The following is a 22,161-nucleotide window of genomic DNA, read 5'->3' as shown; positions in this document are numbered from 1 at the left end:
CTATGCTGCGCCTGTCCATATATTCGCTGTTTATCTTCAGCGTATTTTCCTGCCGGGCCGATTGCTGGCAGCTGGCGGGAGAACGTTACGGCATTGAGCCAGAGCTATTACAGGCGATAGCGATAGTGGAATCCAACGGTAATACCCGGGCCATCAACAAAAATCGTGATGGCTCAATGGATGTCGGTCTGATGCAGATCAATAGCATTCACTTCGATGCGCTGCGTAAATTTCGTATTAGTCAAAAAGATCTGCTTACCGACCCTTGCCAAAGTGTCATGACCGGCGCCTGGATCCTGGCAGGTCAAATCCAGCGCTTTGGTTATACCTGGGACGCGGTGGGGGCGTATAACGCCGGAACGGCAAATACCCCCCAGCGCCGCGCGCTTCGTCAACAATACATAAAAAAAGTGGCTCCGCATTATGCCCGCCTTAAAAGGCAGAGCCATATACTGTCGACAAAATGAAACCATATACCGTCACCATCCTCCAGGGGGGGAAACGCGTCAATCAGACCGTACTTGCCGCGTCGCCTGATGATGCCAGCGCCCGCATTATTGCCGGCGGCGGCATCGTTTTGCAGGTACAGGAACGCCCCGCCCGCAAGGAGAAACGCTTTCCACTGAATCTGTTCTTGCAGGAGCTTATCGCTCTGCTGGAAGCCGGGCTGGTCGTGGTCGAGGCCGTCGAAGCGCTGCGCGAAAGCAGCCGCGACGGTGGCACCTCGCTGGTTCTGGATACGCTGGTTAAAAAGCTCTACGAAGGAGCGCAACTCTCCCAGGCGATGATGGCGCTACCAGCACTGTTTCCGCCTCTGCTGATTAACACCGTTGCCTCTTCTGAGCAAACCGGACACTTACCCGAGGCGCTAAAGCGTTTTCAGTTTTACGAATCAAGAATGGAAATTCTGCGCAAGCGGATTAAATCAACCCTGCTCTATCCGACGATTGTCATTGCCGCCGGCGGGATAATTCTGTTCTTTCTGCTCGGCTTTATTATTCCGCGTTTTTCAGTGGTGTTTGACGGGATGAAGAACCCGTCCGCCAGCGCACAGCTTATCCTCTGGTGGGGACGCCTGACGCAAACCCATGGCTCGCTGCTGCTGGCCGGTTGCGCGGCAGCGGTCGCAGGCATCGTGATGGCGGTACGTAGCCCGCGCCTGCGCCAGCGCGCGCTCGGTTTGTTGCTGCGCATTCCCGCCTTACGCCAGCAGCATCAGCTTTCTGTGCTGGTGCGTTTTTACCGCACGCTGGGCCTGCTGTTACAGGGCGGCCTTCCCGCGCCAGATGCGTTAATGCTGAGCCGGGAGATCCTGCCCGCCACGCATCGTCAGCAGGTTGAACAGGTTATCCGCGACGTCGCCGCCGGCGAGTCGCTCTCCCGCATGCTGGAAGCGCAACGGATGACGACCCCTGTCGCCAGCCGCCTGCTGCAGGTCGGCGAACGCAGCGGCGAACTGCCTGCCATGTGCGAGCGGATCGCCGCTTTTTATGACGAATCGCTGGAACGCGCGATTGAAACCTTTAGCAAAATTTTTGAACCGATTCTGATGATGGTCGTTGGCGGCATCGTTGGGCTCGTCGTGTTTTTACTGTACATGCCCATTTTTGAACTGGCAGGAGGATTGCAATAATGTCTCACTCACCGTCTGTAGAACCCCTTTTCGACCTGCCAGACGAGCAGCGCTGTCAGGCGCTGGCGGAACTGCTGGACAGTTTCCCCGGCGCGTTAGAAGAAGCCGCCGGTTCCCTGGGGCTCACGCCGCTCTCACCCACACAGCTCGCCGACAGCGAAGAGGATTTCGAAGCCGTACCGTTGACCGAATCGCTCAGCCAGCGGGCATTGCCGCTGCGCGTGAACGGTCAGCTCCACGTTGCGCTGGGCGATCCGTTTTCACTGGCGCTGCGCCAGTGGGCCTATAACGTGAATGCGCTCCCCGCGCTCGCCCCGCTCTCTCAGCTTAATGCCCGCCTTGATGAACTGGCAAAACAGCAGCGCACGCTCGACCAGCTGGAGCAGCAGCAGAGTGAAGAGAATAAAGAGGCCCGGTGGCTGGAGATCACCCCAGCAGCCATCGCCAGTGAACCCCACGCCGTCATTAAGCTGGTTAACGCCACGCTGTTTGATGCCCTGCAGAGCCGCGCCAGCGATATTCATCTTTGTGCCGTCGCGGATGGGTTGATGGTGAAGTACCGCATCGATGGCGTTCTGCACAGCATTCGCCACTGCGCCGGACTTCAGCAGGCGGAACAGGTGATCTCCCGTCTCAAAGTATTAAGCTGCATGGACATTTCCGAACGACGCACGCCTCAGGACGGGCGCTTTAAGGCGTTGATTCTCCAGCGTCCCGTCGATTTTCGCGTGTCCATCATGCCGGGCGTCTATGGCGAGGACGCCGTACTGCGCGTGCTGGATAAATCTCACGATCAAAACCTGCGCCTGGAGACGCTCGGCTTTGATGAGCACACGCTGGGCGCGATTCGCCAGTTAACCCATCTGCCCCACGGTATGGTGCTCGTCACCGGGCCAACGGGGAGCGGGAAATCCACCACTCTCTATTCAGCACTCAGCGAACTCAACAGCGGTGAATGCAAAATTATCACCATTGAAGATCCCGTGGAGTACCAGCTCAACAGCGTGCTGCAAATTCCAGTCAACGATAAAAAAGGGCTCACCTTCGCCCGCGGCTTGCGCGCCATTTTGCGTCACGACCCGGACATCATCCTGGTGGGTGAGATCCGCGACGGTGAAACCGCCGGCATTGCCGTGCAGGCGGCGCTCACCGGCCACGTGGTGCTCTCCTCGGTTCACGCCAATGACGTCTTTAGCGTACTGGAACGTTTTTTATATATGCAGGTAGAGCCCGCCAGCCTGATCACCGCCCTTAACGGCGTCGTGGCGCAACGGCTGGTGCGCCAGATTTGCCCGGACTGTATTGATGACACCACGCCCACAAATGACCTTCTCGCGGCGTGGCAATCCGGACCGCTGCAGCAGCTCACGCCCCGCTGGCGTCGAGGGCGAGGCTGCGATACCTGCCGCGACAGCGGTTTTCGCGGCAGGCTGGCGCTGGCGGAAGTGCTGCATTTCAGCGATGCGATGAAAGAGGCAATGCTGGCGCGATCGCCCCGGCGCAAGCTAAAGGAAGTGGCGCTGAATGACGGTTTTGTTCCGCTCTCGACCATCGCGCTGCGCGCCGTGGTCGAAGGCAAAACCACCTGGGAGGAGGTGAACCGTGTTATCACTCACTAACACCTGGCAGTGCGATATCTGGCCTCATGCCGTGCGGTTGCGCCGCAACAACGTGGTTCTCGCCACCCATGAACGCCGGCCAGATGAGCCTCTTGAAGCCGCGCTCGAAACGCTGCTGCGCCTGCGCCCTTCCGTCTTACCGTGGCGTGACGCGGTGGAGTTCCACCTCGATACCGACGATCTGACGTTTTTAATTCAGCCCTGGCATGACGGCGTGACCACACCGCAGGAACTGCTCCAGCTCGCCCGACAGCAGGCGGTTCTTCGCGCGAGTCCGCCCGTCGACTGGCAGGTGCGCTTCGAGACCCTTAACTGGCAGCAGTCAGCGCTGGCCGCGTGCCTGAAACAACCTTGCTGGCACCTGCTTGTCGCGCTGGCGCGTCGGGAGCGGCTGCGTTTTCGCGGTGTTGTCACGCCGTTTCAAAAGCTGTTTAGCCACTTCGCCGCCGCACTGCCGGAAAACGGCCTGTTTGTGGCGATGAGCCCCCACCATAGCCGGATTGCCAGCCGTCAGCACCACAGCTGGCGCGACGTCTGGACACTCACCCTGCCACAGCAGGAGATGGACGCCCAGCTGCGGGTTATCGCCCGGCTAAGCGGAATGCAGGACTGTCCTGGCTACGTCATTCATACCGACGGTGAGCATCACCAGGAAGTCGCGCTACAGGAGAGTCCTCATGACGCCGCTGTTTACGCGTAGTTCCCCGTGGGCCGCACGCACGCTGCTGTTAACCGGACTCCTCTGCTTACCGCTCACCGGTGCCGTGATGTATGGCCTGTTTGAGCACCAGCGCCTTGAGCTGGAGACGTCGCAGGTACAGCAGCAGCTCGCCCAACGGCAGCAGGTGCTGCGCCAGTTGCGTGAAGCGGAGCAGCGCCGGTTGCGCCAGGCTCAGCAACTGCAGGCCGTCCCGCCTGCCATCAAGCTGCTGGACAACATCGGCAGCGTACTGACGCCTGATATTGCGCTCCTGAGCATTGACGTCATTGCCAGTAAAGGCGATGCGCGGCTTACGGTGAATGCAGGCAATCTTGACGCCCTGCTCGCCTTTAGCGAGCGGCTACAGCAGTTGCCGGCGCATGTGGTGCTTGAGAACCATCGCCAGTCGGCGCAGGGCGATCCTGCCTGGCCGATTAACGCGGTACTCGACGTCAAGGTGACGACGGAGGCGCACCATGCGGCTTCAGAATAAACCTGCCGTGCTGCGCTGGCAGGCGGCATTATTTGCCGGGCGCATCGGAACGGTTCCGCTCGTGCTCGCCGGGCTGCCCGCAGGACTGCTGCTGTTATGGCTTGGCGGCGTGCGGCCGCACACCATCCATTTGCAGGAGAACCTTGCCCGGATCCAGGCGCAGCTACAAACCGCGCTGCCGCTGGATAAACAGCAGCCGGAACTGCAAAGCCGCATCAGCCTCGGAGAATATCAGCAGGTCAGGCTCATTTTTGAGCAGTTAAGGAGCCGAGGGATGAAGGTCGACGCCAGCCGCTATCAGCTGGAAAACGACGACGGCAAAACCGCGCTACGGCTGGATATTCCGCTGCGCGGTGAATATCTGCCACTGATGGACGCCCTGGAAACGCTAAGCCGCACTTTGCCGTTACGCATTGAGCAGCTAAGCCTGCGGCGCGCCGGGCCATCGGAAAGCCAGCTCAGCGCCACCGTGCAGCTTCGCCTGTTGAAGGAGTCGCCATGAAACTGCCGCGCTATTTACAGCTGGCGCTGGTGCTGACCGCCGGTGCTGTTTTCTGGAGCCAGTTTGCCGATGACGAGATATCGCAAGCGCCGCTCGAGGCGCAGCCGGTCTCACGCCCGCGCCCCGCGCCAGCAAAGCCGGAGACGGCTCACGCAACGCGCATCGATCTCTTTTCAACGCCACATAGCAGGGCGCAAGACGCAGCAGAACAGCCGCCGGAAAACGATCGGCCTGAAGAGGCGACACCAACCGCACCGCCGCTACCGCTTCAGCTCCTCGGTGCCTGGTGGGAAAACCGTCAAAGGATCGTTGTGCTGACGGATGGCAAAGAGACCTGGCCGGTCTGCGAGCGCTGCAGGGCGGACGGCAGGATCTGGATCGGCAGTTCGCCGGTCAACAACTGGATTTTAAAAGCGGTGGCGAACGACCACCTCCTGTTTGAATGGCAGCCCACCCATAGCCAGCAGCGGCTGGAACTGGATGAGCTGCAATCGGAACCGACACATTAATCATGAAAAAAACAATTGCTCTCACTTTTTTGTTGTCATGCGCGCTACTGAGCGGCTGTGCACAACGTGCGGCGCCTCCGGTCCCGGGATCCGTGACCGCCTCGCCGCAGGTGCTGGTTAAGCGGCTTAAGGAGATAGATCAACAGCGCATCGCCAGCCCACAGGATATTGCGCTTCGCGCCGAGCAGGCTGACATCAGCAAAAAGTTGGTAAATGACTATCTGAAAAACGCCGATCTCGCGGTGCGTCAGAACAATTACACCCTGGCGACGCAAATGTGGCGCGATGCGCTTACCTATGAGCCCGGCAACCTGCGCGCCCTGCAGGGCTTACGCAAGCTCGATGCCCGTAGAGCGCTGGACGCATTGTATAAGGAGGCGGTAGCGAACAGCACCCGCGACCCGGCACGCGCGCTGCACAAAATCCAGCAGGTGCTGGAAGAAGATCCCAACTGGCCCCAGGCGCGCGCGCTGCGCGATCACCTGATGCGTGAGGTGTCGCGGATCAACCAGCCGGAGCAGCGTCTGAACCGGGAACTGCAAAAAACGATAGCGCTTAATTTTCGCGAGCACAGCCTGATGGCCATCTTTAACACCATCAGCCAGATGACCGGGGTCAATATCATTTTTGACAAAGATATTTCCTCCAGCACTACCGGCAGCCTGATAGCCAAACGCACCACTGCGGAAGATGCTATCAACGTGCTGCTGTTGTCGAATAACCTGCGGAAGAAGGTGCTGAACAGCAATACGTTGCTGATCTACCCCGCTACCGCGCAAAAAGAGAAGATCTATCGCGACGTGGTCGTCAAAACCATCTTCCTGGGTTATGCGAAAGCAAAAGAGGTCAACGTCGCCCTGCGCAATATGGTCAAGCTGAAGGATGTGCACGTTGATGAGCGAACCAACTCCGTCACCCTGCGCGGGCCAAAAGAGAACGTGGAAAAAGCGGAGCGCCTGTTAGTGACGCTCGACCGGCCTGAAGCGGAGGTCACGCTGGCCGTTGAAGTGCTGGAAGTAAATACCAACGATCTCGAAGCGCTTGGCGTGAAGCTGCCGCAAACCATCAGTGCGGGTTTTGCGAAAAGTAAAGAAGGTGATTTAAAGGGAAGCGGGATCCCGCTGGGCGACCTGAGCGCCAAAAATATCATGGTCGATATCGACAATATGACCATTGACATGAAAAAAGTGTTGAGCAACGCCAGAGTGCTGGCCAACCCGCGGATCCGGGTGAAAAACAATAAAAAAGCGCTGGTTGATATTGGTCAAACGATCCCGGTACTGACCACAACCGTCAATGACGGGATTTCGCAACAGAAAGTGGATTATCAGGACGTCGGCCTGAAGCTGGAAGTCACCCCGGAAGTCAGTATGGATGACAATATCTCAATGGAGGTGAAGTTCACGCTCAGTGCCCTGGGCGCCGAAGAACCCGGTGAGAACGGAGCAAAGTATTACCGCACCACGAAACGCGAAGCCAATACCACGCTCAGCAGTATGAACGGCGAGACCCAGATGCTGGCAGGGCTGATCAAGCAGGATGAAACCACGACCCAAAAAGGAACGCCGTTATTAAGTGACATCCCGGGGCTGGGCCGCCTGTTTAGCAGCAATTCCGACAACAAAGAGCGCACGGAGGTGGTGCTGTTAATTACGCCGACTATTGAGCGCAACCTCGATTTACCGGGAAGCCACGTCAGTACCATTGAGATGGGCAGCGACGATTTAACGGGCGACAGCATTCAACTGCGCGACCTGCAGCGCGAAGAGCCGGGGAGTGGGTTTACCGCACCGGCGCTTGCGCCGCCGGCCCATTTCCCTGACCGGGCGGCCACGCTGCCGCCACCGATCCTCGATGAGTCAGAAACGGAAAACGGAGCATCGTAATGCAGCGCCAGCGCGGTTTTACCTTGATTGAGATGATCGTCACGCTGGCGCTACTCGCCACGCTTGCCGCTGCCGCTGCGCCGCTGATGCGTAACTACCATCAGCGGCAGCAGGAGACGCAGCTACGTGAGTCGCTGCGCACGCTACGCGATGCCATTGACCGTTATCACCAGGCAAGCGTGGACGGCATCATTGAGAAAAAAACCAGCGAATCGGGATATCCGCCGACACTAAAAAGCCTGGTGGAAGGCGTCCGGGATAAGACATCGCCCACTGGCGCGATGATCTACTTCCTGCGCCATATACCGCGCGATCCGATGTGCGATTGCGAGGGAAAAAATGATGAAGAGACCTGGCGGTTACGCGCATCCACGCAGCCACCTGGCGATTTCAGCGGCGGCGGGAAAGACGTGTTTGATGTCAGTAGTACCAGTACGGCCAGCGGTCTGAATGGAGTGCCCTATGCGCAATGGTGAAAAAGGTTTTACGCTCATCGAGCTGCTGGTGGTGATGGCGATCATCGCGACATTGATGACCCTGGTCGCTCCACGTTTTTTCCAGCACGCGGACAGAGCCAAAGAGGTGGTGCGCGAGCATAATCTGCATGCGCTGCGCAGCGCGATCGATCACTACCGCCGCGATCGCCTGGCGGGGCCATACAGCCTGGAGGATCTGATCGAGGCCGGTTATCTGCGCCAGATGCCGCTGGATCCCATCACCAACCGCCGCGATATCTGGGAGGCGAAGACCGATGACGAAGGGCAAATTATTGACGTCGAGACGCCACCTAAACCCGGGCAGGATCATCGCGATGCGTTCGATTAAACAACAGGGAGGTTTTACCTATCTGCTGCTGCTGATTGCGCTCTCCACGCTGGCGTTGTCGCTGCTGAAAAGCCGCGATGAGGTGCAGATGCGTTATCAGGCGCAACAGGAGGCTGAGCTTTTATTTCGCGGCGATCAAATCCGCGCGGCGATACAGGCCTACCGCGGCAACGGTGATGGCTGTTTTCCCGTGCGTTTCGAACAGCTGCTTATTGATAAACGCGGGCGAAAACCGCTTTATCACCTGCGCCAGCACTACGCCGACCCGCTAACCGGGAGTAAAAACTGGGGGATGATCCTCGATCCTCAGGGGCGCTGGATTGGCGTGCGCAGTCTCGGAAAAGGTACGCCACGGAAAAAAGTCGGCTTTCGTCACGATCCAAAACAGTTTGCTAAAGCGAAAACGTATTACGACTGGAAATTTCAGGTAGAGAGCGATCCGCAGGCCCCGCTGCCTGCGGCTTGTGGTCGCTAATGGAATAATAAGGTATTAGCCGCAATATCATAAAAATATGTCTTTTTCTTACCAGCGGGGCCATGGCGGGCATGTTATTGATCGCCACTCTGGAAGTGCAGAAATACACAAACTGGAGAGTGCGTATATGCAAAAAAAAAGACTGGCTTATTTTTTCATCTCGCTGGCTGCTGTGTCTCAAAACATAAGCCCTGTATTTGCTGGTGAGCTGGCAATTAAGGCAAAAAATCACGTAACGGCTATTCCACTGGAGGAAGTTGATCATTATCTGAATCAAAATAAAACGCAGGAGACGATTGTTATAGAAGATGCGGCGCTGCTTGATGTTCATATCTCGTATGCTAACCTGCCCGCCGAGGCGATAGTGGAAATTGCGGGTAAAAATAACAACGAAGTTTACCGCTATGCGGCTGAGAAAATCCTGAGCGGCTCGGATGATCACCATGTCAGTTTCGATGCATTATCCATCTTTGGTGATAGCGTAACGGTACGGTTGTTATCTGCCGATGGCTCTGCACTTCCCTCTTCCCGACAGGCCGAAATTGCCTTCCAGGTCAGGGGCGAGGCAAAGCTTCAGGATGTGTCATTGTTTAATATCATCCCGGGTGACAAAAACCCGCCCCCGCACTCCTGCTTTAAAGAGTCACCTTTTATCTATAACTATACAAAACCCGTCGCGGTGATCCGCGATACCTATGACCGGGAAAAACCGCATTACAATACCGGATGGCGCATCGGCGAAAAAGGGGTTGATGGCGATCTGCTGGTATTAAGCAGTTTCCCTTTAAAAGAAGATAAAAAGGTAAGAACCACAGAGGTCTGGTTTGTTCAGGAGGTTGAGGTTAATCCGAACGATTGCACCAGTTATCAGATAAAGAAAACGGCCAAAGTGAAAGCCTTTGGCAAGTCATCCAGCAGAGACGGTAAATATCGCTTATTGTCGTTAGATTTTTCGGGCGATAAAGCGCAAGAAGATTTCGTCAAATCACTGGGTTATTTAGGGATTGATCCAAGAGATGAGACGAAGGCTAACGACATTGCCACTCAAAAAACCGAATTTTATCTGCCGCAGGCGCAGTTTAAAAAAGATAATGCGCGTTTGTATGCTGCAGTGAATAAGTCAGATGGCACCCACTGTGCTATTGAGCTATATGACCGCGAAGCGGGTCAATTCCGGCATCGTTGTAGCACATACAACAACGATATGAGTAATAAAAACAACCCCATGAAGCCGGGCGTAGGTGCGCCGCTGATCGATAACGACACGCAGCGCGTTCTGGCGCTCAGTACCAGCGGTGAGCTGGTGAATGGTTATAATCAGGCAATGCCGATTGCCCGGATCTGGCCGAAAATTAAAGAATTCTTTCCTGATGGCGCGATCCCCGATACGTCTTTTATCGTTAACGATCGGGTGGCTGCCGCCCAGAAATCATTGAAAGGCTATGCGAGCGTTAATGTGGCACAGGTCATTCCAGAGCCGGGCTCCACGCCCGATGTTTCCCAGTTTGCCTGCAAATGGTGGCTGCCTGCAGGGGTTAAAGCATCCGAACCCAATCCTGAGAGCAGTACAATGTTACTTTATGAAAAAACAGGTACCGTTGCCGACCCGCTTATTGCCTGGTGTGATATCAAAGGTGGAGAGCAAAAATATCGGCCACAATGGGTGATGACCGCTATTCCCTAAAACTCTGGCGCGTCAGGCAACATGCTCCTTGAGATGTTGCCTGACGGCTTGTTAGCTTTTCGCTAATGTATTGCCGATTTTTACTGCGCGATGGGAATGGTCCCTTTGATAACCACTAATGTGATTGTCGCCTTTGCGTCCCCTGCTTTCAGCGGGATTTTATATTCATCCGGCTGGGTAAAGAGCGCCATGTATTTGTCATCTGGCATATCTATGATGACGTCATCGTCTGCGGCGGTGGCTTCGATCCGTTGCAGCAGCTCTGCTTTGGTCAGAGGTTTGTTCCATCCGGCAACAATACGATCGTTTTTAATGTGAATCTCATTACTCTCAAGGACGCAGAGCGCATTTTGCTCACCGCCCTGAAGGCGATAAAGTCGGTTTTCCGTTAAGGTGTCAAGAGACGGGCAGACGACCTCTTTTTGCGAACCCGACTCTGCCAGCGTGTAGCTAAACTTCACTTTCAGGTTATCCCCATAGCGAACGCCCTGTTTTTTCCAGTCGCCACTGTCCCCGGTGAACATGCGGATCCCGTTGGGGATGATCGCGCCGGCGGCAGCAAAAAAATCATTCCCGTTAACGGAAAAATAGGGCCGAAGCGTTAAAGATGAATCATTAATAATGGTGATCACCGGAGAGTTAATGGAACGGTAACTCTTTTTCTTATAACGACAGTTTTTCCCGTTTGCCTGTAAGTTGACGCCGTTGTCTTTACTGACAATCATGGCATAGTTGCAGTTAAGGCCGTTTTCAATAGATTCGTTCTGCACCGCACCATTATCGACAATGATATTCATCACGCCGTTATCTTCGTTACCAAACCAGACATGAGGAATAAAATCGCTATCGTAACCCTCTTCATAAATAGCATTCTGAACCCTGATTTTCAGATGGTCAGGGTTTTCAATATTAATCATACGCGCATAATCACTGGCACATACTGATGCCGTTGAAAAAGCGCTAAGTATGGCTAATGCTACGACGGTCTTTGTCATGAAAATGTCCTCTTTGAGAAAAATAAAAACAATAAGCTTACGCAACAGTGACCATATCTTAATGCGTCAGGCCGTAAAACATACCGCCAGATAAAATCATCGTTTATTTATTTTTAACTCATAGATACAGAGTAGATTCTTATTAATCAGAAGACCAGATCCGTCTTATTTTACTCTGAGGAATGAATATAATGCCTTGCCACTATTCAGGCTGGAATAGTAGGCTTAATAGCCATCTCATATATTTTACCCTGATGAGCGAGACATAAGATGGAACCATCAATTAAACAGACTCATGAAAAAATTCGGGTTTGCGTGCGAACAAACTCTTTTTTATTCGAAAAAGGGCTTGAAGAAATAGCGCGATTTTATTTTATCGCCAGAGATAAAATACTGTGCATTATCGATGCTGACACGTTTGGCACGAAGACGCATCTGGTGAAGTATCTGGAGTTCATCAGAAGAATTAAACCCGACATGCTTGTTTTGATCACGGGTCATCACACCCGAAGCGAGCAGCACGCATGGTATGTAAAAGCAAATGAATCCCTGTCGGGCTGGTGCGAAACCATTGATGCCATGAACTTTATGCGACCCAATCTCGACAGCGTTATCGATTTTTACAGAAGGCAACATGACTGAAAATCTTTTGCAAACGGAGGACTAGACGTGAAGTTAAGTTTTTGTATCAGGACGAATGTTTTGGCGAAAATGGCCGATGTCACCGAGGCTGAATTAGTGTATGCGCTCATGACGACGGGTGAGCTGTTCGGGGTGAAAATACCGGCACCGTTACCGGGCAGGCATAATGCCAAAACGCGTAGCTTTGATTACAAAGAAGCACTGGATTTTGCTGAAGAAGTGAAAATCGCCCGAGACAGTAAAAGGCAGATCTGAAAACGTAATAAGTCCATCCCTTAATCAAGTGATATCTCAATCCATTCCTTATATTTACAGCAGCACTGCCCGGATGACTTAGCGTTTTCCTTCAACATTGATAGCGCAATACATATGACTTCAGCGTACAAGCAATCATTAATACTCCGGGCATACTCAAGTTTTTTACCCAGATAATAACTAAGCGAAACATGATCAATATTAATCCCCTGCAAGGATAATTGCGTGGCGGCATCGCCAATGAGTATTGATGCTTGCTTTTCAGGATAGACATTATTCATGAATTTTAGCCCTGCACTTTGTAAAATATTCGACAGGTAGAGTTCAGGGGGCTTATGCCCCCTTGTTTACAAAAACACCTCAGAATGAATTAACGTGTTTACCAATCACAGCTACTTAAGCCCGTATTTTTAAACGTTTTTGATTCCGTCTTTCCTCTGATACCGTCCTTATTAACTGGCGTCACATAAAGCGTGACTTCCCCCCAATAGCCTAAAGTAACGCTTTTTATGTTGGAAACGACGGTGCTTCCCCACTTCCACTGAAATATCGTGTTGCCTTCAGATGCACCGCCATTAGCGTTGTAGGTGTAGGTTGCCGTTATTCTGTTACAGGCTCCGGTACTGCCGCTGTAACCCAGGTTTGTAACGAAAGGCGCAGGCTTAGATCTTATGGTAACAGCACCACTAAAGGCCTCAGTGCCAGATAACGGCTGCCCTGAACCTTTAGGCGTCACGGCCACCCGCACGTCATAACCCGCATAGCTGTCCGGCAGCGTGAACGTTTTTGCCGTGCCGCCTGCGACATTCCTCCACGTCTGGCCATCCTTCCACTGCCACTGGAAGCTGGAGACGTCCGTACCGGCCCCGTTTGCCGTGAAGGTATATTCCGCCCTCAGGGTCTGCCCCACCTCCGGCGTGCCGGAGATCCTTAGCCCCGTCACAGACGGCATACCATACACCGCTACCGCCGGGCTGTTCTGTACCGCACCGGTCAGCGACGGCTGGCTGCTGCCCTTCGGCGTTACCATTACCCGCACGTTGTAACCCGCATAGCTGTCCGGCAGCGTAAACGTGCTTGCCGTGCCGCCTGCGGCATTCTTCCATGCTGCACCATCCTGCCACTGCCACTGGAAGCTGGAGATGTCCGTACCGGCCCCGTTTGCCGTGAAGGTGTATTCCGCCCTCAGGGTCTGCCCCACCTTCGGCGTGCCGGAGATCCTCAGGCCCGTTACCGACGGCGCGTCATAGGCTGCCATCGTCGGACTATCCTGTACCACACCGGTCAGCGACGGCTGGCTGCTGCCTTTCGGCGTTACCACCACCCGCACGCTGTAGCCCGCATAGCTGTCCGGCAGCGTAAACGTTCTTGCCGTGCCGCCTGCAGCATTCTTCCATGTTGCACCATCCTGCCATTGCCACTGGAAGCTGGAGGCGTCCGTCCCGGACCCGTTTGCCGTGAAGGTGTATTCCGCACTCAGGGTCTGCCCCACCTTCGGCGTGCCGGAGATATGCAGATTGGTTATTGACGGCGCACCATAGGCTGCCATCGTCGGACTATCCTGTACCGCCCCGGTCAGCGACGGCTGGCTGCTGCCTTTCGGCGTTACCACCACCCGCACGCTGTAGCCCGCATAGCTGTCTGGAAGCGTAAACGTTCTTGCCGTGCCGCCTGCAGCATTCTTCCATGTTGCACCATCCTGCCATTGCCACTGGAAGCTGGAGGCGTCCGTCCCGGAACCGTTTGCCGTGAAGGTGTATTCCGCACTCAGGGTCTGCCCCACCTTCGGCGTGCCGGAGATATGCAGATTGGTTATTGACGGCGCACCATAGGCATCCACCGCCGGGCTGTGCTGTGTATCGCCCTGCAGCTGAGGCTGGCTGCTGCCCTCCGGAATTACCGTCACTTTAATGCTGTAACCCGCATCCTCGGCCCGGAGGGTGTATTCCCGACCCGTGGCCCCCTCAATCGGCATCCAGCTGGTTTTCTCATACCTCCCCCAGATAAAGGTGGATTTATCCGTACCGCTTCCATTTGACGTGAAGGTGTATTCTGCCCTCAGGATCTGCCCTACCCTCGGCGTGCCGGAGATGTGCAGATTGGTTACCGACGGCGCCCCATAAGCGTCTACCGATGGGCTGCTCTGTACCGCTCCGGCCAGTGCTGGCTGGCTGCTGCCCGTCGGCGTCACCACCGCCTTAATGCTGTAACCCGCATCTCCGGCCTGGAGGGTATATTCCCGGCCGGTGGCTCCTTCGATCGGCATCCAGCTGGTTCTCTCATACCTCGCCCAGATATAGGTTGAAGCATCCGCACCGGTTCCGTTCGCCTTGAAGGTGTATTCCGCCCTCAGGGTCTGCCCTACCTTCGGCGTGCCGGAAATCTTCAGGCCCGACACCGCCGGCGCGCCATATACCTCGACCGCTGAACTTTCCTGCGCCACTCCGGCCAGAGCCGGGTGACTGCTGCCCTTCGGCGTCACCACCACCCGCACGCTGTAGCCCGCATAGCTGTCCGGCAACGTGAACGTGCGTGCCGTATTGCCAGCGGCGGCCGCATTCTTCCAGGTCTCACCGTCCTTCCACTGCCACTGGTAGGTGGACGCATCCGCACCGCTCCCGTTTGCCGTTAAGGTGTATTCCGCATTCAGGGTCTGCCCCACCCTCGGCGTGCCGGAGATGTGAAGATTGGTTACCGACGGCGCCCCATAAGCGTCTACCGACGGGCTGCTCTGTACCGCTCCGGCTAGTGCTGGCTGGCTGCTGCCCGTCGGCGTCACCACCGCCTTAATGCTGTAACCCGCGTCTCCCGCCTGAAGGGTGTATTCCCGGCCGTTGGCCCCCTCGATCGGCATCCAGCTGGTTTTCTCATATCTCGCCCAGATATAGGTTGTGGCATCGGCACCGCTTCCGTTCGCCGTGAAGGTATATTCCGCCCTCAGGGTCTGCCCCACCTCCGGCGTGCCGGAAATGTGCAGATCTGTCACCGATGGCGCACCGTAAACATCTAATGCCGGGCTGTGCTGCACCGCCCCGACCAGCGACGGCTGACTGCTGCCCTCCGGTACTATCGTTACTTTAATGCTGTAACCCGCGTCTCCCGCCTGGAGGGTGTATTCCCGGCCGTTGGCCCCCTCGATCGGCATCCAGCTGGTTTTCTCATACCTCGCCCAGATATAGGTTGAAGCATCCGCACCGGTTCCGTTCGCCTTGAAGGTGTATTCCGCCCTTAGGGTCTGTCCCACCTCCGGCGTGCCGGATGTACGCACATCCTCCACCGCTGGCGTGCCGTAAGCCGTCACCGCCTGGCTCTCCTGGAGCGTTCCGGTCAGCGACGGGTGACTGCTGCCCTTCGGCGTCACCACCACCCGCACGCTGTAGCCCGCATAGCTGTCCGGCAGCGTGAACGTTCGTGCCGTATTGCCAGCGGCTGCCGCATTCTTCCATGTCTCTCCGTCCTTCCACTGCCACTGGTAGGTGGACGCATCCGCACCGCTCCCGTTTGCCGAGAAGGTGTATTCCGCACTCAGGGTCTGCCCCACCTTCGGCGTGCCGGAGATATGCAGGTCTGTCACCAACGGCGCGCCGTAAATCTCCACGCCGGATTCGCCTTTTTTGCCGTTGACCGTGGCGCTCACCGTGATGGTTCCACCGGTATTTTTCGTGGTGACGGTCATTATCCCCACGCCTCCGGTTCCGGTGATGGTGCTGGTATCCCCCTGGGCCACCAGCTCCGGTTTGTCGATATCCCAGACAATCGCCTCGCCCACTACCGCACGGCCAAAGCGGTCCTTCACCGTGGCGGTGTAGGTAATGGTGTTCAGCCCGTTAGCTTCCACGCTGGCCGCACTGGCAGTGACCGTCACGGCTGACGCTTTCCCGGTGACCGGCTCCGTTTTTGACGACGCCTTATAGCCCTCATTTTTGGCCGCGTTGGTAGCGGTTACCGCGACAAACAGCGTTGCCCCTGTGTCCTGCTCTGTCAGGTGATAACTGTCCGACGTGGCGCCGTCGATCGCGCCACCGTCACGGTGCCACTGGTAGCTCAGCTTCACCTCACCGCCGCCGTTCTGTTCCACGTCCACCTTCTCAACGCTTACCGTGTCACCCACCTTCAGCCCGGCGGTTTGGTTCAGCGTGATGCTTTTGATCGTCGGAATCCCCTGCAGCGCCACGCCGGACTCGCCCTTCTTGCCGTTGACCGTGGCGCTCACCGTGATGTTTCCGCCGGTATTTTTCGCGGTAACGATCATCGTTCCCGTGCCTTCTGTACCGGTGACGGCGCTGGCCTCTCCCCGGCTCACCAGCTCCGGCTTGTCGATGTCCCAGACAATCGCCTCGCCCACCACCGCACGGCCGAAGCGATCCTTCGCCGTGGCGGTATAGGTAATGGTGTTGAGCCCGTTCGCATCCACGCTGTCCGCGCTGGCGGTTACCGTAACATCTGACGCCTTCCCGACCACCGGCTCCGTTTTCAACGACGCCTTATCGCCTTCATTTTTAGCATCGTTGGTCGCGGTCACCACCACAAAGAGAGTCGCCCCCGTATCCTGCTCCGTCAGGTGATAACTGTCTGACGTGGCGGCATCGATCGCGCCACCGTCACGGTGCCACTGGTAGCTCAGCGTCACCTCGCCGCCGCCGTTCTGCTCCACGTCCACCTTTTCCACGCTTACCGTATCGCCCACCTTCAGCCCGGCGGTTTTGTTCAGCGTGATGCTGCGGATAATCGGGTAACCATTGAGCGTCAGTTGCGTCGCTTGTTTTTTGCCGCCAATATCGACCTCTATTTGCGCATTGCCTCCCGCGGATGCGGTCGTAAACGTGGCCGTCGCTTTGCCTTCTGCATCGGTTTTTTCGATCGCGTTGCTCAGCGCGCCAAACTGCTGCGTGATTAACGACCACGTTACGGGTGCGTCCGGTACGCTATTGTTGTGCTCATCCAGCGCGATGGCGGTCAGCGTCGAAGTGCTGCTCCCATTGGCATTCAGCGTATCAGGGGTACCTTTAAGCTCAACATGATTCACCTTCCCGACAGTCACATTGACGATCTTCTGCTCATCACCGGCGGAGACTTTCACCTGCGATGGCGCTTTTTCAGGTACTACGACGGTTGCACTGACAATACCGTGCTCATCGCTGTCTCCGGTAGGCGCTTCCCGGAACTGACTCCCTTCTATCCGCCAGGTGATGGCCTGCTTACGGCTGATAACCGCGTTATCAAACCGGTCATACAGCTGTGCGCTAACGGCTTTATCCTCACTGCCTGCGACCACGTTTTCCGGGACGTCCAGCACCACTTTTGCCACCGACCCTGGCTCAAGGCTTACGGGCGCTGACGGGCTACTCACGGTATCTACCGTGGCGTTCACCACCCACTTCTCTGCTGCTTTTTGCGGCGCGATAAGTGCGATGGATGCTCTTCCCTCGCTATCCGTTTTGCCGCTCAGGGTTTCACCGTTACTGCTCCATGTGACGTTCTTCTCAACCGTCAGAGGCTTACCATCCTGATCGGTAACTTCAATAGTGAACGTCTTTTCCGTGGCAACTTCTGCGCGCTCGGGAGAGGCCACGAAGCGGATGGCAAGCGGGTGGGCAAAATCGACCACCAGCGCCATCTTCTCCTGCTGAACATTGTTATCACTGGCGGTGCTCTGGGTCTGGATCCCGCCTGGCGGGATCAGCGAGGCCGTAATTTCATCTTCACCATCCGCCATGATGTTTTCTATTTTTACCAGCGCTTGACCGTGCTCATCGGTGCGTACGCTGTTTTGCGACAACGAGCCAAGCGAGTTCCTGCTCTGCCAGTACACCATCTGATCGGTCAGAGGGGAACCCTGACCGTCTTTCACCTCGGCTAACACCAGCAACGCACCGTGACTCTCTTCGAAGAACTTCACGCTGCCGTCACGGCGGATCTCACCGGGTGAAAGCAGATGATCGATACGCAGGGTGGTTATCGTTGCGCTCCCGGTAATTTTCGCCGTTCCGCTCTCCCCTGGTATCCCTTTTTTGTTGAACGGTGTGACTTCAAAGACCACGCTTCGGGCCATATCACGCGTTTGCACCTCATACGTAGCACTCCCTTCCTTGAGCAGTTCGCCTGAATCTGCGTCATACCAACGCATCCGGGTTTGCTCGGGATCTTCATCCTCCCCTTCATTGCTTTTATAGAGATAACTCCCCTCCAGGATCTGGCCCGGGGACATGTCCCCCTTAATGGCAACGCCCTCGACGGAAGGGGCAAAATCGCCCGGCGTCACGGTCAGGTGATAGCTGGCGGAACTTAATACATGCTCCGGATCGACAGGTGACGTTTCCGTCGCTGTGATGGTGACATCGCCCCGATGCGTTGGGTTCACCAGACCGCTGCCCGGCTCCACGGTCGCGATCGCCGTGCTGGAGGAGGTGTAGCGAATGACGCCCCCCTGCCCACCTTTCACCGCGTGCAGCAAAGGTACGCCAGCCTGCGTGGTTTTTTCCGTCGGGCTGAAATAAAGACGTCTGTCTTTTTCTTCCTGCTTATAGGCGAGAACGATGTTGTTATTACGGGTAACGAACTCCGTGCGGGACTGCATGAGCGATGGCAAAGCCGCCGCATTTTCACTTGCCAGCATCTCGGAAAGTTTTCGGCCAAACTCCCAGTGGAAATTCAGACCCACAGAGAAGTTATCCCGCTGCCCGCTAATCATGCTCTGCTCCGCGCTGACCCCTACCAGCGGCACAGGTTGCCACTTAAGCCCGAGGTTAAGCCCGTGGGGATTGTGGCTGGCTTCGCTGCGGCTGCCGTTAACGTCCACTTTGTCGCCATACCACTGGAACCAGCCCAATTTAAGCGCGACGTGCTGTGAAAGGGCCGTCTCCAGATTGAGATCCCAGCCGCGGGCGGCACGTTCATACAGTTCATAGCGGTCGGGATCGTCATTAAACATGCTGTCGTCAGAATGACGCCAGCCGCTCAGGGGCAGGTAGTAGTTCGCGGACGCACGAATCCCATCGCTCCACAGCTCGGCGCCTGCCCCCATTCTGTTATGGTGGCGCGTGACATCCTGATCGAAGAAGAGGTTTCCACCCGCCATCAGATGCGGGTTAAAGGTATGCCGCCAGCCCAGGCCAACGTTAAGGATATCGCGCTCGTTCCAGCGGTGTGCGCTCATCTGAGTGAACAGAATGTCGTGTTGCCAGATTTTAACCGGCCACAGATAGTCCAGCCCGAAATCACGGCTATCGCTCCCGCCAATACCGACATCTGCCGTAACGCGAGCTTTCCCGCCGATATTGTTTAACCACGCTTCCACTTCCTGGGTTAACGCGGCATTCACCTCGCTATTTGCCGCACCGCGCAGGGCATCACCCGCGCCGTTTTGTTGGGCGCTTCCCCACATGCCGGCCATTTTATCCCGCAGGGGCTGATTGCTTTCGCTTTCAATGGTTGCGTGAGTTTCAGTTTGCGCCCGCGCGACGGGGGGAACAGTGAGCAAAAAGATGGAAAATAAATAATGTAAAAGGATTATCCACACGGATAATTTTTGACGTAAAGAACAGTACGAAACACTGGGCATTGTGACGCATCCCTTATTAATTAAACTCCCTGGTTAGCGATATTAAGATCCAGATAATTCCTAAACTCCATACAGCACTCAGGAGATGTTCATGAGATTTTCCGCCCCTCATTAAATTCAATACTTAGGCATTGATGTTTAACAACTCTTTCAGCCTGCTTCATAAATTTCTCAGCCCAATTTCAGCCGTATATTTTCCGGAGCAGGTAATTCTTAACATGGAACAGACACCTCGCAATTTTATTGCTGACCTTCTTCTTATGCAGGTTTTCCCCTAATGGCAGGATGATCCCAGCAATACTCTGGATGTCATTTAATAAGGAAGATCGTTGACATGAATAAAACTGGACTGGCCCTGCTTATTTGTGCACTTTTGAGTGCCCCCGCTTTTGCGCAAAATTCCGTCGCGCACGAGCAAGCCTGGGAAGGCACTTCGTATCTCTCCGTTATCGTGAAATTAAAACCCGGTACAACGCTTAATAAGTCTTCACCCTTTTCATTACGCGACAGTACCCTCGCCGTGAGTCCGTTATTTACGGCAAATCATTTACGCAGCAGTGAATTAAGCGAGATGGATGCGCTTAATGAACGCTACGGCTTTAACCGTTATTTACGTATAGCCCTGCCAGCCGATAAGCAACATGACGCGGCATATATCAATGACGTAATTAATGAACTGGCGGCGCGACAAGATATTGAGCTGGCTTACCCGGAATCTATGCCGGTATCGCTGGAAAAGGGGGTCACTGTTCCCGACCTGCCGCCCTATTCCGGGCTGAGCTATGCCCTGAACAGTACCAGCCAGGCCACCGTCCCGGATTTTCGTGGATTGCAGGATTACACCAAATCGCCAGATGAAAAACGGCCCGGCTACTATATGGGTGGCGTTAATCGCGACAGCGTAAGTCAGTATTCAGGGCACGATGGTAGCGGCATTTCGCTGGTCTCAATGGAAAACAACGCATGGAATACCAGCCATGTGAATTTGCCGCCGATCGATTTCCATGAAGGTGATAAGCGCTATACGCCAGGCGAAGATCACGACACCAGCTCCGTCGGGATTATGGCGGCGAAAGATATCAATGCGGGCATCAAAGGTCTGACGTGGAACGCCCGTATGGGATACGTCAAATGGCAGGCCAATAATCTCTACAATATGATCCCCAGACTCCAGGCAGGAGATGTGGTGCAAATTGGTATGCAGACCGGCGGAGGAGATGTGACAGGTTGCACCTCCTCTTGCTATGTCCCCCAGGAAAACGCTCCAGCCTATTATGACGTGATAAAAGCGCTGACGGATAAGGGCGTGCACGTGATTCAGGCGGCAGGCAATGGCAATATCAACCTCGATCATGCAGGATTTAATGGAAAATTTGACGTTAAAAAGCGGGATTCCGGCGCGATCATTGCGGGCGCGTTTTGTGCAAACAATGGCAAAAAAGCCTCTTTCAGCACCTATGGCTCACGTGTGACCAGCGCCAGCTGGGGCTGCTGGGATGTGGTTACTACGGGTTACGGCGGTTTGCATAGCATAAAAAATGCGGAATACACCTCAAGTTTCTCCGGCACGTCCTCCGCGAACCCGATTATCGCAGGCGTGGTCGCCAGCCTGTCGGCCATTGCAAAAGCGCACAATATCACCGTCACGCCTCAACAGATGCGCTCCATTCTCCAGGAAACCGGTACACCTTTAGCTGCGGGGGATTCAGCGAAAGTAGGTACTCACCCCAATATGGCAAAAGCGGTAGCCAGGATTCTGGAACTCAAAGAGGAAGAACAGGAGGAAGTAAAGGCAGTGCCGGGAGAAAGCTTTACCGTTACCGGCACGACCGATTCTTCCCGTGCGTATCAGTTAGACGGGAGCGCCAGCAAGAATGCCGTCTCCTGGAAATGGACTATCGACAAAAACAGTACTGGCACATTCTGGCTACAGGAGAAACATGCCGGAGGCTGGGTACGTGAAGTTTCAGGGCCTACCGCCCGGGCACTCATTCCCGCCAATACAGACGGAGAAGCAACCTACTGGTTAACCGTCACGGGCAAAGACGGAAGCGTGAGCGCTGAGAAGATCACCGTAACGGTGAAAAAACCACAGTTACCTGATATTCCTGATGACAGCGCAGAAGCGTATAACCCGCGGATCGCCTACCCGGTGAAATGTACCCGCGTATCGCATAACGGCAAAATCTGGCTGAATCAGTGGTATGTCAACGCAGGACAAGAAGAGCCAGGAAGCGGCGGTGAGTGGGGGGCATGGCGAACGTCGGATGCAGCTAATAATAGCTGCCCTTAAAAACCCTTTTGGTTAACATAATAGTAAAGCCTGGATATAAGCCAGGCTTTATTTTATTAATTCAACACTCAGGACAACCGTAAAAACGT

Annotated in this window: 18 protein-coding genes; 15 read left to right on the top strand and 3 right to left on the bottom strand. The window is 55.4% G+C overall.

What is annotated here, in order from left to right; genetic code table 11:
* Positions 1-2 precede the first annotated feature (2 nt).
* The 12 genes from IB212_RS04520 to IB212_RS04465 all read left to right on the top strand — a co-directional run bounded on the left by IB212_RS04520 (position 3) and on the right by IB212_RS04465 (position 10,326).
* On the top strand, positions 3-467 hold the full coding sequence (locus IB212_RS04520; protein ID WP_188245847.1) for a lytic transglycosylase domain-containing protein: 465 nt from the start codon (positions 3-5) through the stop codon (positions 465-467).
* Positions 464-1,633, top strand: a complete 1,170-nt coding sequence (locus IB212_RS04515) for a type II secretion system F family protein (RefSeq protein WP_045630683.1) — start codon at positions 464-466, stop codon at positions 1,631-1,633. The genes IB212_RS04520 and IB212_RS04515 overlap by 4 nt, the downstream gene beginning before the upstream one ends.
* Complete coding sequence (locus IB212_RS04510) at positions 1,633-3,252, top strand: GspE/PulE family protein (RefSeq protein ID WP_188245846.1); 1,620 nt, start codon at positions 1,633-1,635, stop codon at positions 3,250-3,252. Before IB212_RS04515 ends, IB212_RS04510 begins: the two co-directional genes overlap by 1 nt.
* The gene (locus tag IB212_RS04505) at positions 3,236-3,952 is read left to right on the top strand and encodes a hypothetical protein (protein WP_045630684.1); all 717 of its coding nucleotides are present in this window, start codon (positions 3,236-3,238) and stop codon (positions 3,950-3,952) included. Before IB212_RS04510 ends, IB212_RS04505 begins: the two co-directional genes overlap by 17 nt.
* On the top strand, positions 3,930-4,445 hold the full coding sequence (locus IB212_RS04500) for a hypothetical protein (RefSeq protein WP_047363890.1): 516 nt from the start codon (positions 3,930-3,932) through the stop codon (positions 4,443-4,445). Before IB212_RS04505 ends, IB212_RS04500 begins: the two co-directional genes overlap by 23 nt.
* The gene (locus IB212_RS04495; protein ID WP_060571896.1) at positions 4,429-4,947 is read left to right on the top strand and encodes a hypothetical protein; all 519 of its coding nucleotides are present in this window, start codon (positions 4,429-4,431) and stop codon (positions 4,945-4,947) included. The genes IB212_RS04500 and IB212_RS04495 overlap by 17 nt, the downstream gene beginning before the upstream one ends.
* Positions 4,944-5,456, top strand: coding sequence for a hypothetical protein (locus IB212_RS04490; RefSeq protein ID WP_045630687.1), 513 nt, complete (start codon positions 4,944-4,946; stop codon positions 5,454-5,456). The genes IB212_RS04495 and IB212_RS04490 overlap by 4 nt, the downstream gene beginning before the upstream one ends.
* A gap of 92 nt (positions 5,457-5,548) precedes the next feature.
* Complete coding sequence (locus IB212_RS04485) at positions 5,549-7,342, top strand: secretin N-terminal domain-containing protein (protein WP_317616878.1); 1,794 nt, start codon at positions 5,549-5,551, stop codon at positions 7,340-7,342.
* The gene (locus tag IB212_RS04480) at positions 7,342-7,818 is read left to right on the top strand and encodes a type II secretion system protein (RefSeq protein ID WP_028012053.1); all 477 of its coding nucleotides are present in this window, start codon (positions 7,342-7,344) and stop codon (positions 7,816-7,818) included. Before IB212_RS04485 ends, IB212_RS04480 begins: the two co-directional genes overlap by 1 nt.
* Positions 7,805-8,167, top strand: coding sequence for a type II secretion system protein (locus IB212_RS04475; RefSeq protein WP_080339181.1), 363 nt, complete (start codon positions 7,805-7,807; stop codon positions 8,165-8,167). The genes IB212_RS04480 and IB212_RS04475 overlap by 14 nt, the downstream gene beginning before the upstream one ends.
* Entirely contained in the window at positions 8,154-8,642 is a 489-nt protein-coding gene (locus tag IB212_RS04470; protein WP_045259774.1) for a type II secretion system protein, read from the top strand. Before IB212_RS04475 ends, IB212_RS04470 begins: the two co-directional genes overlap by 14 nt.
* Before the next feature lie 127 nt (positions 8,643-8,769).
* On the top strand, positions 8,770-10,326 hold the full coding sequence (locus IB212_RS04465) for a hypothetical protein (protein ID WP_041911156.1): 1,557 nt from the start codon (positions 8,770-8,772) through the stop codon (positions 10,324-10,326).
* An 80-nt stretch (positions 10,327-10,406) separates the two neighbouring features.
* Here IB212_RS04465 and IB212_RS04460 read toward each other — a convergent pair whose 3' ends face one another.
* Positions 10,407-11,321 (bottom strand): hypothetical protein, encoded by a 915-nt coding sequence (locus tag IB212_RS04460; RefSeq protein WP_337282730.1) that lies wholly within the window; start codon positions 11,319-11,321, stop codon positions 10,407-10,409.
* A 270-nt stretch (positions 11,322-11,591) separates the two neighbouring features.
* On the opposite strand from IB212_RS04460, the gene IB212_RS04455 reads away from it, so the two are divergent.
* Positions 11,592-11,963: a hypothetical protein gene (locus IB212_RS04455; protein WP_041911158.1), complete on the top strand. Its 372-nt coding sequence runs from the start codon at positions 11,592-11,594 to the stop codon at positions 11,961-11,963.
* Positions 11,964-12,032: 69 nt separating this feature from the next.
* Positions 12,033-12,218 (top strand): hypothetical protein, encoded by a 186-nt coding sequence (locus IB212_RS04450; protein ID WP_045630703.1) that lies wholly within the window; start codon positions 12,033-12,035, stop codon positions 12,216-12,218.
* 20 nt (positions 12,219-12,238) lie between these two features.
* On the opposite strand, the gene IB212_RS04445 is transcribed toward IB212_RS04450, so the two are convergent.
* Together IB212_RS04445 and IB212_RS04440 are read right to left on the bottom strand one after the other, a co-directional pair.
* Complete coding sequence (locus IB212_RS04445) at positions 12,239-12,499, bottom strand: hypothetical protein (protein ID WP_041911160.1); 261 nt, start codon at positions 12,497-12,499, stop codon at positions 12,239-12,241.
* A 98-nt stretch (positions 12,500-12,597) separates the two neighbouring features.
* Positions 12,598-19,611, bottom strand: a complete 7,014-nt coding sequence (locus IB212_RS04440; RefSeq protein WP_337282731.1) for an inverse autotransporter beta domain-containing protein — start codon at positions 19,609-19,611, stop codon at positions 12,598-12,600.
* Between the two features lie 502 nt (positions 19,612-20,113).
* Here IB212_RS04440 and IB212_RS04435 point away from each other — a divergent pair.
* A complete protein-coding gene (locus tag IB212_RS04435) occupies positions 20,114-22,072 on the top strand; it encodes a S8 family serine peptidase (protein ID WP_188246087.1) in 1,959 nt (652 codons plus the stop codon).
* The last annotated feature ends 89 nt before the right edge of the window (positions 22,073-22,161 follow it).

This window comes from Enterobacter sp. E12 (assembly GCF_014596715.2).
GTDB lineage: Bacteria > Pseudomonadota > Gammaproteobacteria > Enterobacterales > Enterobacteriaceae > Enterobacter > Enterobacter bugandensis.
This window is presented reverse-complemented; position numbering and strand designations above follow the sequence as displayed.